The sequence below is a fragment of the Pseudomonas sp. DCB_BI genome (assembly GCF_026240995.1).
In the GTDB taxonomy this organism is placed as follows: Bacteria; Pseudomonadota; Gammaproteobacteria; order Pseudomonadales; family Pseudomonadaceae; genus Aquipseudomonas.
Genome location: NZ_JAPFCG010000035.1, coordinates 21,428 through 38,163 on the forward strand (window position 1 = coordinate 21,428; position 16,736 = coordinate 38,163).

The window sequence follows — 16,736 nt, forward strand, 5'->3', positions numbered from 1 at the left end:
CCGCTTGCCAGCGTCGAAATCCGGTCCCTATCCTTGAGGCACATAGCCCTTTCGGTAACCCTGCATGAACTTCATTCAGACCAACCTCAACAACCTGCTGGCCCTCGCCTGGTTCGCCCTGTGCTGGGGGGGTTATACCCGCTATGCCATCTGGAAGGGGCGTGACACTGCGTGCCTGGCCAGCGTACTGCACCTGTACCGCGAAGACTGGATGCGCCGCATGCTGCTGCGCGACAACCGCATTGCCGATGCCAGTGTGATCGGCAACCTGGAGCGCAACGCCTCGTTCTTTGCCTCCAGCACGCTGATCATTCTCGCCGGCATTCTCACCGTGCTTGGCGCCTCCGACCGGGCGCTGTCGCTGCTGGCCGACCTGCCACTGGTACAGCAGGCCTCGCAGGGCATGTCGGAGATGAAGCTGCTGTGCCTGGCCATGGTCTTCGTCTATGCGTTCTTCACCTTTAGCTGGTGCATGCGGCAGTACAACTTTGCCGCTGTGTTGGTGGGGTCGGCGCCGATGATTGGTGAACGGCTGGTCAATGAGCTGGAGCGCAAGGCATTCGCCTCACGTGCCGCGCGGGTACTGTCACTGGCGGCGAACCAGTTCAACCTGGGGCTGCGCTCGTATTACTTCGGCATGGCCTTGCTCACCTGGTTCATCAGCCCCTGGCTGTTCATGGTGGTGAGCGTGGGCGTGGTGTTGATTCTGTACCGCCGTGAGTTCCATTCCGATGTACTGGAAGTGATGGTCTTCACGCCCACCGAAAGTGCCCCCACGGACGCGGGCAAGGAAAGCGCTGCTGGCAGCGCTTGAGTGGAGCAGCAGGCACCACGTTCCCTAGCGGCTGTCAGCCTGCGCCTGCAGCCAGGCTACCGTCGCCGGCGAGGCCTGGCTGAGGGGGATCGAAGCCTGGTGCACGCTGCCATCCCAGCCCTCCATGGTGATCCACAGTTCAGCGTTGGGTTGGGTCCTGGCAGGGACTGGCACGGAAGCCCCCATGCTGTACGGTGAACCAAAGAAGATGCTCCCGGCTGCGCGCAGGCTGCGTGGCTTGCCCACCCGCAGGTAGGTGGCCTTCACCTCGCCTATACAGTGGCTGCACAACGCCGCACTGAAACTCTTGAAGTACCCGGCCGGGCCTTCCTGGCGCGGCGCCGCAGCGCGGAATTCGGCCAGGCGCAGGCTCCATGGGCCCACTGCGACCACGCCCGCCTCACGTTCACCCAGCCCGGCTTCACCTTTGAACAACGCCTGGTCAGCAAAATATCGGGGCATGAAACCCAAGGGCACGAGTATCAGCAGAATGTTCAGGTGAAAGCGCCATTTCAACCACCAGCGGCGTGCGGCAGAAGGTGCTTCGGCTTGGGTGGCATGGCTCATGGCGTGGTCTCCTTCAGGTGCGCGGCGGGGGTCGCGGTGCTCGCTCTGGCGGCACGCGGCTTGCGTTTCAGTGCCGCAGCGGTGGCCTGGGCGGTGCGTTTGCTCCAGATCAGCAGCCCGCTGAGCACCATCAAGGTCAGCACCAGGCCAAAAAAGAACCAGATCATCTTGACCCAAAGCCCGCCAAAATCGCCTGTGTGCAGCGGGCGCATGGATTCAGTGACGAACTCCAGCGAAGTGCGATCATCCAGGGTGTGCGAGGTGGCGACCACGCCGGTATAGGGGTTGATGCTCGCGCTCTGGTACATCAGCGGGTACCAGCCGCGGCCGCGGATATTGAAGGTGTCGTAGGCATTGCCGGGCAGGCGCACGAAGGACGCCTCGAAGCCGGGGATCTGCGCCGCTACCGTTTCGATGGCATGCTCCAGGCTGACCAGCCTGGGCGCCTCGCCAGGTTGTAGCAGCGGTACGTCCTCGCGGGCGACCACGGCGGGTACGTCGCGGCTTGAAATGGAGATGTGGTTGTCGGCCAGCAAGGCCTGGATCAGGAACCAGGTGCCGGTGATCGCGATCACGGCAATGAACCAGATCGACCAGATACCGCTCAGGCGATGGAAGTCACCCCAGAAGATGCGCGCACCCTGGCGCAAGCGCAGGGTAGGTTTGAGAAAGCCTTTCCAGAAGCGCTTGTAGACAACCAGGCCGGTGACCAGCGAGGCGAGCATCGGCAAGCCCAGCAGCGAGACCAGGTACCACCCCCACGGGTAGCCGTTGCCGAAAGGCACCAGCCACCAGCCATGCAGGGCGCGGGTGAACTGGCGGAAGTCGAAGGACGGGCTGATGCCCTGGATCTTGCCTGTATAGGGGTTCACATAGAGGTTCTGGGTGGTGTTGTCCGGTTGCACCACCTGCACCTGCAGCGCGAAGTGCGACTCGTCCGGGCGCATGATGTATTGCACATCCAGATCGGGGCGGGCTTCACGCAGGGCCTTGAGCACCTGGTCATAAGTCAGCAGTGGCGCATCATCGCTCGGCTTCGCCGCGCGTATCTCCGGTTTGGCCAGCCATACCAGTTCCTGGCTGACCACTGCCAGGGTGCCGGTGAAGCAGACGATCAGCACGAAGAACCAGATGGGCAGGGCCAGCCAACTGTGAACCAGGAACCAGAGTTTCGAGCGTGACTTCTTGGACATAGGGGCCGGTGCCTTGTGGTTTGGGTGGCTTGCGCGTCGATCCCTCGCGGTATGAGGAAATTCCCGCCGGTACCCTTATGACGCGCGAGCGTCGGCAAACCGGAAAACCGCTGGTCGTGTGCAGCACCTTCAGGGCCGCCCGCGCCAGCCTTGGCCGGTGGCCGTGCGCAGTTAATTTTCCCGATGCTCCATCCGTTTCGTAGGGATAGCCGAGTTGTTACTCGAAACCAATGTGCACGGATGAAACCAGATGAATGTTGAGAAGTCCCTGAAGCTCGCCCGCCGTTTCATTGAGCTGCCGGTGGAAAAGCGGCGGCTGTTTCTCGAAACCCTGGCCAGCGAGGGTATCGACTTTTCACAATTCCCGATCCCTGCAGACGTCGCCGTCGACGATCGCCATGCACTGTCCTATGCCCAGCAACGCATGTGGTTTCTGTGGCAGCTGGACCCCCACGGTGCCGCCTACAACCTGCCCAGTGCGGTAGTGCTGAAAGGGGCGCTGGACACCTCGGCGGTGCAGCGCTCGTTCGAGCAGGTACTGCAGCGTCACCAGGCCCTGCGCACCGTGTTCCAGGCTCAGGGCGACGACGTGGTGCAAGTGGTGCAGCCCGCGGCCATCGTCATAGACGAACACGACCTCCAGGCGCTGGCCGGCGAGGCCCGTGACGCCGCTGTGGCGCAGGCCGTGCGGGACGAAGCCGGTATGCCTTTCGACCTCCAGCACGGCCCGCTGTTTCGTGTGCGCTTGCTGAAGCTGGCGGCCCAGGAGCACGTGCTGCTGTTGACCCTGCACCATATCGTCGCCGATGGCTGGTCGATGAACGTCCTCATCCAGGAATTCGTCCACGGCTACGATGCCCTGGTTTGCGGGCAAGCGCCGGAGCTGCCTGAGTTGCCCATTCAGTACAGTGATTACGCGCTGTGGCAGCGGCGCTGGCTGGAGGCTGGGGAGCAAGCGCGACAGCTGGCCTACTGGCGGGCCAAGCTGGGCGACCAGCATCCGGTATTGCAGTTGCCTGCCGACTACCCCCGCCCGCTGCATGCCAGCCGCCAGGGGCAGCGCCTGGCCATCGCGGTGCCACAGGGCCTCAGCGAGCGACTGTCGGGCCTGGCGCGTCAGCAAGGGGTTACCTTGTTCAGTGTGCTGTTGGCCGGCTTCAAGCTGCTTTTGCAACATTACAGTGGCCTGCAGGACATCCGTGTCGGGGTGCCGGTCGCCAACCGCAATCGCGAAGAAGTCGAGGGGCTGATCGGCGTTTTCGTCAATACCCAGGTGTTGCGCACCGAGCTCGACCCGCAGATGTCCGTCGCCCAATTGCTGGCCGATATCCGCGAAACCACCCGCGCGGCCCAGAGCCACCAGGATTTGCCGTTCGAGCGTTTGGTCGAAGGCCTGCAAGTCGAGCGCAGCCTCAGCCAGACGCCGTTGTTCCAGGTGTTGCACAACCATCAGGCGAACGTCGCCGACATCGGCGCCTTACGCAGCGAATCAGGCCTTGAGCTGCAAGTACTGGAGCGCCACGAGCGCAGTGTCCAGTTCGAGCTCACCCTCGATACGGTGGAGCGGGACGGCCAAGTGCAGGCCGCATTCACCTATGCGAGCGAGTTGTTTGCCCCGGCCACCATCGAGCGTATGGCGGGCCATTGGCTGAACCTGTTGCAGGCCATGGCCGCTGACCCGCTGGCGGCCATCGGCGACTTGCCGCTGTTGGGGGCCGGCGAGCGGCAGCGGCTATTGCAGGCCAGCCAACCGGCAGCCAGCGAGTTCGCTGTCGACAACGTACTTGCGCTGTTCGCCGCGCAGGTGGCGCAGCAGCCGCAGGCCCCGGCACTGGTGTTCGGCGACCGGCAACTGAGCTATGCCGAACTCGATGCCGATGCCAACCAGCTGGCGCACCAATTGATCGAGTGGGGCGTCGGGCCTGAAGTACTGGTCGGTATTGCCGTCGAACGGTCGGTGGAGATGATCGTTGGCCTGCTGGCGATCCTCAAGGCCGGTGGTGCCTATGTGCCGTTCGACCCGGAGTACCCGCAAGAGCGCCTGGCCTACATGCTGGCCGACAGCGGTGTGCAGCTGCTGCTGACCCAGCAGGCGCTGCTGCCACGCCTGCCGCAGGACACACCTGTGCGTTACCTGGTGCTCGACCAGGCTGCAGAGGCGCTGGCGCGCTTCAGCACAGCGGCTCCGCCTGCGCGGGTGAATGCCGATAACCTGGCCTATGCCATCTATACCTCGGGCTCTACCGGGCGTTCGAAGGGTGTCACCATCAGCCATGGCGCCCTGGCCAACTACGTCCAGGCGGCACTGCAGCGCCTTGCGCTGGGCCAGGCTGCGAGCATGGCGGTGGTCTCCACGCTGGCGGCCGACCTTGGCCATACCACCCTGTTCGGCGCACTGTGCAGCGGCAGCTGCCTGCATGTGATTGCCCTGGACATCAGCCTGGACGCCGAGCGTTTCGCCGCCTACATGCACGCACACGCGGTGGACGTGCTGAAAATTGTCCCTTCCCATCTGCAGGCATTGCTCGATGGCCCGCACCCGGCCCGGGCACTGCCGCAGCGTGCGCTGGTGCTGGGCGGCGAGGCTTGCCCCGCCGGGCTGATGGCCCAACTGGCGCAGCTGGCCCCGCACTGCACGCTGTTCAACCATTACGGCCCGACCGAAACCACCGTAGGCGCGCTCGCCGATGCGGTCGAGGCGCCATCGGCGACGGGGCGTGTGCCGCTTGGGCGGCCGTTGGCCAACATGCAGGCTTATGTGCTGGACGCTTCGCTGCAACCGCTGAGCACCGGTTGCCAGGGCGAGCTGTATCTTGCCGGTGCAGGGGTGGCGCGAGGCTATCACCGCCGCGCGGCGATGACCGCTGAACGCTTCGTGCCCAACCCGTTCGGGGCCGCCGGTAGCCGCGTGTACCGAACCGGCGATCTGGCGCGGCAGTTGGCGAACGGCCAGGTCGATTACCTGGGGCGGGTCGACCATCAGGTGAAGATTCGCGGTTACCGCATCGAACTGGGGGAAATCACCGACACCCTCAAGCGCCAGCCCCGTGTGCACGACGCCGTGGCCGTTATCCACGGCACTGGCAGCGCGGCCCGTATCGTCGCCTACGTGGTGCCCGACAGCCAGGCCGACGCCTCGCAGGTGCTTGCCGACGCACAAGCGGCGCTGGCCAGACAGTTGCCAGACTACATGCTGCCGAGCCGCTTCATGGCAGTGCCCAGCATGCCACTGACACTCAATGGCAAGCTCGATTTGCGTGCCTTGCCGGTGCCTGACGAAGGCCCGGCACAGGCCTACCGTGCCCCGCAGACCACCTTGCAACAGCAGCTGGCGCTGATCTGGCAGGACGTGCTGAACGTCGCCCAGGTCGGGCTTGATGACAACTTCTTCGCCCTGGGTGGGCATTCCCTGCTGGCGACGCAGATCATCGCCCGGGTCCGGCGCATCCTGGGGCGTGACGTACCGTTGCGCAGCCTTTTCGAAAGCAACTCGCTACAGGGCTTTGCCGAACAGGTACTGGGCGCTGGCGCGCAGCACGTCGAGCCGATCGCAGCGGTGCCGCGTGACCAGCCCCTGGTCGCGTCGCATGCCCAGCAGCGGCAATGGCTGTTCTGGCAGATGCAGCCGCACAGCACCGCCTACCACACACCTATGGTCGTGCGCCTGCGTGGCGAACTGGATCGCGCCGCATTGACCCAGGCCTTCGCGATCCTCTGCGAACGCCATGAAGCCTTCCGCACGACGTTCGTCGAGCGCGATGGCGTGTTGCTGCAGCGCATCCAGCCTGCGGGTGAACTACCGCTGGCCTGGGACCATCTGCCGGCAACGGCCGAGCTGGCACACATACAGGCTCAGGTACTGGCCGAGACCCAGCGGCTGTTCGACCTCGGCACCGGCCCGTTGTGGCGCGCCAGGGTGCTGCAGTTGGGCGAGCAGGACCAGCTGCTGGTGGTCACCTTGCACCACATCATTTCCGATGGGGGGTCGATGAGCGTGATGGTGCGTGAGTTCGTTGCCCTGTACCAGGCCTTGCACCGGGGCGAAGCGCCGGCATTGGCCAAGCTGCCGATCCAGTACGCCGATTACGCCGCCTGGCACAAGCACTGGCTTGAGCAGGGCGAGCTCCAGCGCCAACTGGACTACTGGCGCGGGCAGCTGGGAAGCGAGCAGCCTATTCTGGAGCTGCCAATCGACCACCCGCGCAGCGCGCTGAAAGACCACCGCCTGGGGCGGGTCGCGTTCGCCCTGGACAGCGAACTGGCGCAGCGCTTGCGGCAGTTGGCGCGTGAGCATGAGCTGACCCTGTTCCAGCTGTTCCTCGGGGCTTTTGCCCTGTTGTTGCAACGCTACTGCGAACAGCCCGATGTACGCATCGGCATACCGGTGAGCAACCGTAGCCGGCAAGAGCTGGAAAACGTCCTGGGCTTTTTCGTCAATACCTTGGTCATGCGCGTCGAAGTCGACCCGGCCATGAGCGGCGCGGCGCTGCTCAGCCAGGTCAAGGCCACGGCGCTGGCCGGCCAGGCGCATCAGGACCTGCCGTTCGACCGCCTGGTCGAAGCCTTGAACCCGCAACGCTCGCTGGACCGCAACCCGCTGTTCCAGGTGATGTACAACCACCTCAGCATTGCCGGCCAGCAGGTTGGCAGCTCCAGCCTGGCAGGTTTGCATGCCGAGGAAATGACCCTGCAGGGTGGCACCGCGCAATTCGACCTGACCCTGGAAACGCTGGAGACCGACGCGGCGATCAACGTGTCGTTCCTCTACGCTGCCGAGCTGTTCGAAGCCGCTACCCTGCAACGCATGGCTGAGCACTGGTGCAACTTGCTGCGCGGCCTTGCCGCCGACCCAGCCCAGGCTGTCGGCGAGCTGCCGTTGTTGGCGCCCCAGGAGCAGGCGGCCCTGTTGCAGGGCTGGCAACAGGCGGGGCTCGCGGCCGCGCCGGCGGCGGTCCACCAGCTGATTGCCGAACAGGCCCAGCGCCAACCGCAAGCGGTAGCGTTGCTGGTCGGCGACCAGCAATTGAGCTACGGCCAGCTCGAGGCTCGGGCCAACCAGCTGGCACACCGCCTGCGGGCGCTGGGTGTCGGCCCCGACGTGCTGGTGGGCATCGCCCTGGAGCGTTCGCTCGACATGGTTGTCGGTTTGCTGGGCATTCTCAAGGCCGGGGGCGCGTTCCTGCCGCTGGACCCTCAGTACCCGGCAGAGCGCCTGGCCTACATGATGCAGGACAGCGGCATCGACCTGTTGCTCAGTCACAGCCGGGTGCTGCCGGGCCTGGACGTGCAGGCCGGCATTCGTACGCTGCTGCTCGACCAACGGGTTGAGCAGCCGGGCGCCGACCATGCGCCCACCGTGGCATTGAGCCCGCAAAACCTGGCCTACGTGATCTACACCTCGGGTTCTACCGGCCAGCCCAAAGGCGTTGCGGTCGCACACGGGCCGCTGGCCATGCACTGCCTGGCCACTGGCCAATGGTACGAAATGACCCCGGCGGACCGTGAGCTGCATTTCCTGTCGTTTGCTTTTGACGGTGCCCATGAACGCTGGCTGACTTCGCTGGTCATGGGGGGCAGCCTGCTGCTGCGCGACGATGAGCTGTGGAGCCCCGAGCGCACCTACGAGGAGATACGCCGGCATGGGGTGACCATGGCCGGATTCCCGCCGGCCTACCTGCAACAGCTGGCCGAGCATGCGGCGCATGCCGGTAACCCTCCACCGGTTCGTCTTTACAGCTTTGGCGGCGATGCCATGCCGCGGGCGACTTACGAGCGGGTGCAGCAAAGCCTGCAACCCCAGGTGATGATCAATGGGTATGGCCCCACCGAGACCGTGGTCACGCCGATGGTCTGGCGTACCCGCGCCGGGGATCATTGCGACAGCGCCTATGCCCCGATCGGCCAGCCTGTCGGCGAGCGCAGTGCGTGTGTGCTGGACGCCGCCCTGGGCCTGCTGCCAGCAGGCGTGGCCGGGCAGCTGTACCTGGGCGGTGCCGGCCTGGCCCGCGGCTACCTGGGGCGCCCGGGGCTGACGGCAGAGCGCTTCGTGCCCGACCCGTTTGGCACCGAGGGTGCGCGCCTGTACCGCACCGGTGACCAGGTTCGCCTGCGCGCCGACGGGCAGTTCGATTACCTGGGGCGGATCGATAACCAGGTAAAAATCCGTGGCTTCCGCGTCGAGCTGGGCGAAATCGAGGCGTGCCTGCTGGCCTGCGCCGAGGTGCGCGAGGCCGTGGTGGTAGCCGTCGATGGCCCAAGCGGCAAGCAGCTGGCGGCTTATCTGGTGCTGGCCGATAGCATTGCCGCACACGGGCCGGCCGAGCAGCGCGAGCAGCTGAAGGCGGCACTGCGCCAGAGCCTGCCGGACTACATGCTGCCGACCCACTGGCTGGTGCTGGAGCAACTGCCGTTGCTACCCAATGGCAAGCTCGACCGCAAAGCACTGCCGGCACCCGACTTCAGCGCCCTGCAGCAGGCCTACGTGGCGCCACGCAATGCCTTGGAGCAGCGTCTTGCCGCGTTGTGGCAGCGCGTGCTGAAGCTCCCGCAGGTGGGCGTGAGTGACAACTTCTTCGAGCTCGGGGGGGACTCGATCATCTCGATCCAGCTGGTCAGTCGGGCGCGGCAGGACGGCCTACTGTTCAGTGCCCGTGATCTGTTCGAGCATCAGACCGTGGCCGCACTGGCCAGCGTTGCCCAGGTCGGCGCATGCGAGGTGCAAGCCGACCAGGGGCCGCTCAGTGGTGAGCAACTGCTGCTACCGGTGCACCAGCTGTTCTTTGCCCAGGAGATCCCGGCACGTCACCACTGGAACCAGTCGATCCTGCTTGAACCACGGCAGCCTTTGAACGCTGCTGACCTGGAGCAGGCCCTGCACGCCCTGGTCGAGCACCATGATGCCTTGCGCCTGAGCTTTGCGCCCGCCGATGACGGCTGGAAGGCGCGCTACCGCAGCCCTGCACAGTGCGCCCAGGCGGCACTGCTGTGGCAGGCCGCGGCGGATGATGAAGGTGGGTTGCACACTTTGCTCGAGCAAGCGCAGCGCAGCCTTGACCTGGAAAACGGGCCATTGCTGCGTGCCTTGCTGGCAACGCTGGCGGACGGCAGCCAGCGCTTGCTGTTGGTCGTTCATCACCTGGTGGTGGATGGGGTGTCATGGCGCATCCTGCTGGAGGACCTGCAACAGGCCTACGCTGCCGTGCTTGCGGGTAACCAGCCGAACCTGCCCGCCAAGAGCCATTCCATGCAGGCATGGGCCAAGCGCTTGCGGGGGCATGCAGCGCACATGCAGGGCCAGCTTGGCTACTGGTGCGAGCAGTTGCAGGGGCGCGCCGCACTGCCACGTCGGCAGGTCAGCGACCTGGCCGCAGCCAATCAGCAGTGCCACGCCCACACGGTTTACAGCCGCCTGGACCGCGCATGGACCGAGCGGCTGCTGCGCGAGGCGCCGGCCGCCTACCGCACACGGGTCAACGACCTGCTGCTGGCAGCCTTGGTGCGGGTGATTGCAGGCTGGACCGGGCGCGACGAAGTGTCGGTGCTGCTGGAAGGTCATGGCCGTGAAGCGCTGTTCGACGACCTGGACCTCAGCCGCACGCTCGGCTGGTTCACCACGGTGTTCCCGCTGAAGCTGGCGGTGCCCAGTGAGCTTTCCCACACCTTGAAGCAGGTCAAGCAGCACCTGCACAGCATTCCCGACAACGGCATCGGTTTCGGTGTGCTGGGCCAATGGGGCAGCGCCGAGGCGCGCCAGCAATTGGGCCATGTACCGCTGCCGGAAATCACCTTCAACTACCTGGGCCAGTTCGATGGCAGCTTCGATCAGGCCCAAGCGCTGTTCGTGCCGGCCAAGGAAGACAAGGGCGCCGATCACGACGCGCAGGCGCCGCTGGGCAACCTGTTGAGCCTCAATGGCCAAGTGTACGGCGGTGAGCTGAGCCTGGGCTGGACGTTCAGTCGCGAGCTGTTCGATAGCGCCACCCTTGAGCGCCTGGCCGCAGATTACACCCGCGAATTGCAGGCGTTGATCGAGCACTGCTGCACACCGGGGGTGTGCGGTGTGACGCCGTCCGACTTCCCGCTGGCGCGCCTGTCGCAGACCCAGCTGGACCAACTGCCAGTGCCCGCGGCCGAGATCGCCGACCTCTATCCGCTGGCGCCGATGCAGCAGGGCATGCTGTTCCACGCCTTGTACGAGCAGCAGGCGGGGGATTACGTGAACCAGATGCGCGTCGATGTCGACGGCCTGGATGTCGAGCGTTTCCGCCGTGCCTGGGAGGCTGTACTGCAGCGCCACGATATCTTGCGCACGCAGTTCCACTGGGAACACGAGCAGGCCCTGCAGGTGGTACGCAAACACGTTGAACTGCCGTTCGTGGTGCACGACTGGCAGGGGCGCGAAGGCCTTGAGGCTGCCCTCGAGCAACTGGCGCTCGACCAGCGCCAGCAGGGCTTCGACCTCAGCCAGGCGCCGTTGCTGCGCCTGGCGCTGGTGCGCACTGGTCCGGCCCGGCAGCACTTGCTCTATACCAGCCATCACATCCTCATGGATGGCTGGAGCAACTCCCAGCTGTTGGGCGAAGTGCTGCACCAGTACGCCCTGCTGGGTGACGGGCAGCCCTCGGCATTGCCACCGGTCACCAGCCGCTACAGCGATTACATCGGCTGGCTGGGCCGGCAGGACGCCGCTGCCGGTGAAGCGTTCTGGAAAGACTGCCTGCGCGACCTGCAAGGGCCCACCCGCCTGGCGCAGGCCATTGCCTACGAGGCCCAGGCCGAAGCCGGGCAGGGCTACGCCGAGCATGTGCAGGTGATCGATGCCGCCACCACCGGGCAGCTGGTGGCACTGGCGCGCCAACACAAGGTCACCCTCAACACCTTGCTGCAGGGGGCCTGGCTGTTGCTGCTTCAACGCTATACCGGGCAGGACAGTGTCACGTTCGGGGCCACGGTTGCCGGGCGCCCGGCGGCGCTCAAGGGCATCGAGCAGCAGGTGGGCCTGTTCATCAACACCTTGCCGGTCACTGCCAGCCCGGCCCCGCAGCTGCCGTTCGCGCAATTCCTGCAGCAGTTGCAGGCCCAGAACGTGGCCATGCGCGAGTTCGAACACACCCCGCTGTTCGACATCCAGCGCTGGAGCGGGCAGGGCGGCGAGGCCCTGTTCGACAACATCCTGGTCTTCGAGAACTACCCCGTTTCCGAGGCGCTGCAGCAGGGTGCCCCGGCAGGCTTGAGCTTCGGCGAGGTCTACAGCCGCGAACAGACGCATTACCCGCTGACCTTGTCGATCAGCCAAGGGCAGACCTTGCAGTTGCACTACAGCCATGCGCTGGAGCATCTGCAGCGCCCGGCGCTGGCTGCGCTGGCGGACAACTTCCAGCATGTGCTGCAACAGTGCCTGAGCTTGCCGCTGGACAGCTGCCTGGGCACGTTCTGCCTGGTAGCCCCTGCCACCCGCGAAGGGCTGTTGCAGCACGTCAACCAGACGGCTGCCGATTACCCGCTGCAGCAAAGTTATGCCGGGCTGTTCGAAGCGCAGGTGGCCCGTACCCCACAGGCGGTCGTTGCGCGCTGCGGCGACCGGCAGTACAGCTACAGCGAGCTCAACCGCCGTGCCAACCGTGTGGCCCATGGGCTGATTGCGCTGGGGGTCGGGCCTGACCAGCCAGTGGCATTGCTGGCGCAGCGCAGCCTTGAGCTGCTGGGCATGATGGTGGGCACCTTCAAGGCCGCCGCCGGCTACCTGCCACTGGACCCTGGCCTGCCACAACAACGCCTGAGCCATATCGTCGCCTTGAGCCGCACCCCGGTGTTGCTCTGCACCGAGGCGTGCCAGGCGCAGGCCGAGGCCTTGCTGGACGCACTGGACGAAGCACGGCGGCCGCAGCTGCTGGTGCTGGAAACCCTCGACCGGCCTGGCAGCGCCGAGCACGATCCGCAGCGCTACAGTGGCCCGCAGCACCTGGCGTACGTGATCTACACCTCGGGCTCGACTGGGCAGCCCAAAGGGGTGATGGTCGAGCAGGCGGGCATGCTCAACAACCAACTGAGCAAGGTGCCTTACCTGGGCTTGGGGCCGGACGACGTGATCGCCCAGACCGCGTCGCAGAGCTTCGACATTTCGGTGTGGCAGTTCCTTGCAGCACCACTGTTTGGCGGCTGTGTGCAGATTGTGCCAAACGAACTGGCCCATGATCCCGAAGCCTTGCTGCAGCAGGTGCGCGAGCAGCGCATCAGTGTGCTCGAGAGTGTGCCGTCGTTGATCCAGGGTATGTTCCAGGCCCCGGCCATTGCCGTGCCGTCGCTGCGCTGGATGCTGCCCACTGGCGAAGCGCTGGCGCCGGAGCTCGCTCGTCAATGGTTGCAGCGCTATCCCGATGTCGGGCTGGTCAATGCCTATGGGCCGGCCGAATGTTCCGATGACGTGGCGTTCTTCCGCGTCGACCTGGCGAGCACGCAAGGCGTGTACCTGCCCATTGGCAGCCCGACCGACAACAACCGCCTGTATGTGCTGGACGCCGCGCTGGAGCTGGCGCCGCTGGGCGTCACCGGAGAGCTGTGCGTGGCAGGAACCGGCGTGGGCCGTGGCTATGTCGGCGACCCACTGCGTACTGCCCAGGCCTTTATTCCGCACCCTTGCGGGGCGCCCGGCGAGCGCCTGTACCGCACTGGCGACTTGGCCCGGCGCCGTGCCGACGGCGTGCTGGAATACGTCGGCCGGGTCGATCACCAGGTCAAGATCCGCGGCTTCCGGATCGAGCTGGGCGAGATCGAAGCCGCGTTGCTCGACAGCGATCAGGTACGCGAGGCGGTGGTGATGGCCCAGCCCGGCGCCAACGGGCCGCAGTTGGTGGCCTATTGCGTGGCGGATGACGCTGTGGCTGCCGACGCGCTCAAGCAACAGCTCAAAGCCAGCCTGAAAGCCCGTCTGCCCGACTACATGGTACCTGTGCACTGGGTGCTGATGGCGCGTCTGCCGCTGACGCCGAACGGCAAGGTAGACCGCAAGGCGCTGCCGCTGCCGGACATGAGTCAGGCACGCCAGGCCTATGTTGCCCCGCGCAGTGAACTGGAGCAGCAGCTGGCCGCGATCTGGCAGGACGTGCTCAAGCTTGAGCAGGTGGGGCTGGACGACAACTTCTTCGAACTGGGTGGCGATTCGATCGTTTCCATCCAGGTGGTCGGGCGCGCCCGCCAGGCCGGCATCGCCTTCAGCCCCAAAGATGTTTTCGAGCAGCAGACGGTGCAGGGCCTGGCGCGTGTCGCTCGGCGGGGTGCCGCTCAGCAGCAGATCGACCAGGGCCCGGTCAGCGGTGAGCTGCACCTGCTGCCGGCCCAGGCCGAATTCTTCGCGCTGGCTATTCCCGAGCGCCATCACTGGAACCAGTCGGTGCTGCTGGACACCCTGCAGCCGCTGGATGCCGACCGGCTGGAACACGCCCTGCACCAGTTGGTGGTGCACCATGACGGCTTGCGCCTGAAGTTCGACGAAAGCGAACAGGGCTGGCGCGCCAGCTTCGGCGAAGCGCACGTGCGCCACGCGCTGTTGTGGCAGCGTGACTGTGCCGATGCGCAAGCGCTGGAGGCACTGTGCGACCAGGCCCAGGCCAGCCTGTGCCTGGGCAGCGGCGACCTGGTGCGTGCGGTGCTGGTAACGCAACCGGGCGAGTGCCAGCGCTTGTTGCTGGTGATCCATCACCTGTTGGTCGACGGGGTGTCCTGGCGAATCCTGCTGGAAGACTTGCAGCGTGCTTATCGTCAATGCGTGGCGGGCCAAACGGTGGTGCTGCCGGTCAAGACCAGTTCGCTCAGGGACTGGGCCGGGCAGTTGCAAGCCTATGCTGGCAGCGCAGGGCTTGGCAGCGAGCTGGCGTACTGGCAGGCGCAGTCGCAGCACGACCACGCCGAGCTGCCCTGCGACCACCCGGGTGCTGGGCAACAACGCCGACGTGCGCGCACGGTCAGCACGCAACTTGACCGCGAAGTGACCCGGCAGCTTCTGCAAGAGGCTCCGGCCACCTATCGTACTCAGGTCAACGACTTGCTGCTGACTGCGCTGGCGCGCGTGGTGGGTCGCTGGAGCGGCCAGGCCGCGACGCTGATTCAGCTGGAAGGGCATGGCCGCGAAGAACTGTCCGCCGACCTTGACCTCAGCCGAACCGTCGGCTGGTTCACCAGCCTGTACCCGGTGTGCCTGCGCGTCGAGGGCGAGCTGGGCGCGTCGATCAAGCAGGTCAAGGAGCAGTTGCGCGCCATCCCCAACAAAGGCCTGGGTTACGGTGTGCTGCGTTACCTTGGCAGTGACGAGCAGCGTCAGGCCCTGCAAGGCCTGGCAACACCACGCATCACCTTCAACTACCTTGGGCAGTTCGACGCCAGCTTCGATGGCGCCGGTGATGCCTTGCTGCAACCTTCCCGGCTGGGCGTCGGCGCCGAACAGAGCGCTGACGCGCCGCTGGAAAACTGGCTCAGCCTCAATGGCCAGGTCTATGGCGGCGAGCTGCGCATGGGCTGGACGTTCAGCCTCGACCTGTTCGACGAACAGACCGTGCAACGCCTGGCGGACGATTACGGGCGCGAGCTGCGCAGCCTGGTCGAGCATTGCCTGCAGGCCAACGAGGCCGGTGAACAGGGCATGACACCTTCGGACTTCCCGCTGGCGGGCCTGAGCCAGGCCCAGCTCGATGCGTTGCCGGTACCGGCGGCGCAAGTCGAAGACATCTACGCGCTGTCGCCGATGCAGCAAGGCATGCTGTTCCACTCGCTGTACGAGCAGGGCAGCGGTGACTACATCAACCAGATGCGTGCCGATGTGCAGGGGCTGGATGCCGAACGGCTGCGGGCCGCCTGGCAGGCAGTCTACGACCGCCACGAGGTGCTGCGCGCCAGTGTGCTGTGGCAGGGCCAGCAGCAACCGTTGCAGGTCATTCACAAGCACCTGGCCGTGGCGCTGGTGTACCAGGATTGGCGCGAGCGGCGGGAGCTGCCCACCGCGCTCGACCAGTTGGCCAACGCCGAACGCCTGCGCGGGTTCGACCTGGGCAAGGCGCCGCTGCAGCGCATCCAGGTCATCCGCATTGGCGACGATCGCTACCACCTGATCGATACCAACCACCACATCCTCATGGACGGTTGGAGCTATTCGCAGCTGCTGGGGGAGGTACTCGAACAATACGGCGCCCAGGCCCGCGGCGAGCCTCGCCCAGCGGCGCCGGCAGGGCGCTACCGCGATTACATCGGCTGGTTGCAGCGCCAGGATGCGCAGGCCAGCGAGCAGTTCTGGAAAGCCCGCCTGGCGGACCTGGAACAGCCCACACTGCTTAGCCGCAGCCTGGCGACCGGCGAGCCATTGGCCGAAGCCGGCATGGCCGGGCAGGGGCAGGTTGTCCTGCTGCGTGATCGCCAGCAAACCCGCCAGCTCAGCGATTTCGCCCGGCAGCACAAGGTCACGCTCAACACCTTGATGCAAGGGGCCTGGTTGTTGCTGTTGCAGCGTTATACCGGGCAGGCGGCGGTCGCATTCGGTGTCACCGTAGCGGGCCGTCCTGCCGAGCTGCGCGGCGTCGAAGCGCACATCGGGCTGTTCATCAACACCTTGCCGGTGGTTGCCAGCCCGCGCCCGGAACAACCCGTGGTGCAATGGCTGCAAGCGTTGCAAAGCCTCAACCTGCAATTGCGTGAACACGAACACACGCCGTTGTTCGAGATCCAGCGCTGGGCCGGTCACGGCGGCGAGGGGCTGTTCGACAGCATCATGGTGTTCGAGAACTACCCGGTCTCGGAGATCCTCCAGCAAACGGCACCCGAGGGGCTCCGTTTCGATGCGGTGCACAACCATGAGCAGGCCAACTACCCATTGACCCTGGCGGTCAACCAGGGCGAGACGCTGTCGGTGACCTTCGGCTACGACCGTGGCTGCTTCGCTGCCGTGCAGGTCGAGCAACTGGCTGGGCACCTGCGACAGTTGCTGGAGCAGATTGTCGAGGCCTCGGCGCACCAGGCGCTGGGCAGCCTGACGCTGCTCGATGCGCAACAGCAGCAGGCCACCTTCGCCCAGTGGAACCCGGCCCCCGCCGAGCACCCGGCCGATCAGGCCCTGCACAGCCGCATCGAGGCCCAGGTACAGCGCACCCCCGATGCCATCGCCGTCACCTGCGAGGGCC

4 protein-coding genes are annotated in these 16,736 nt (G+C 65.7%); 2 read left to right on the forward strand and 2 right to left on the reverse strand.

The window, feature by feature from the left end; translation table 11 throughout:
- The first annotated feature begins 64 nt into the window (after positions 1-64).
- Positions 65-814, forward strand: coding sequence for a DUF599 domain-containing protein (locus OO258_RS26720; RefSeq protein WP_266034750.1), 750 nt, complete (start codon positions 65-67; stop codon positions 812-814).
- Between the two features lie 24 nt (positions 815-838).
- On the opposite strand, the gene OO258_RS26725 is transcribed toward OO258_RS26720, so the two are convergent.
- Positions 839-1,381 carry a thiamine pyrophosphate-binding protein gene (locus OO258_RS26725; RefSeq protein WP_110745658.1) on the reverse strand — a complete coding sequence of 181 codons (543 nt, stop codon included), beginning with the start codon at positions 1,379-1,381 and terminating at the stop codon, positions 839-841.
- Positions 1,378-2,574, reverse strand: a complete 1,197-nt coding sequence (locus OO258_RS26730; RefSeq protein WP_266034754.1) for a PepSY-associated TM helix domain-containing protein — start codon at positions 2,572-2,574, stop codon at positions 1,378-1,380. The genes OO258_RS26725 and OO258_RS26730 overlap by 4 nt, the downstream gene beginning before the upstream one ends.
- Before the next feature lie 250 nt (positions 2,575-2,824).
- On the opposite strand from OO258_RS26730, the gene OO258_RS26735 reads away from it, so the two are divergent.
- Positions 2,825-16,736: non-ribosomal peptide synthase/polyketide synthase (locus OO258_RS26735; RefSeq protein WP_266034758.1), on the forward strand; the 13,912-nt coding region annotated here is incomplete at its 3' end.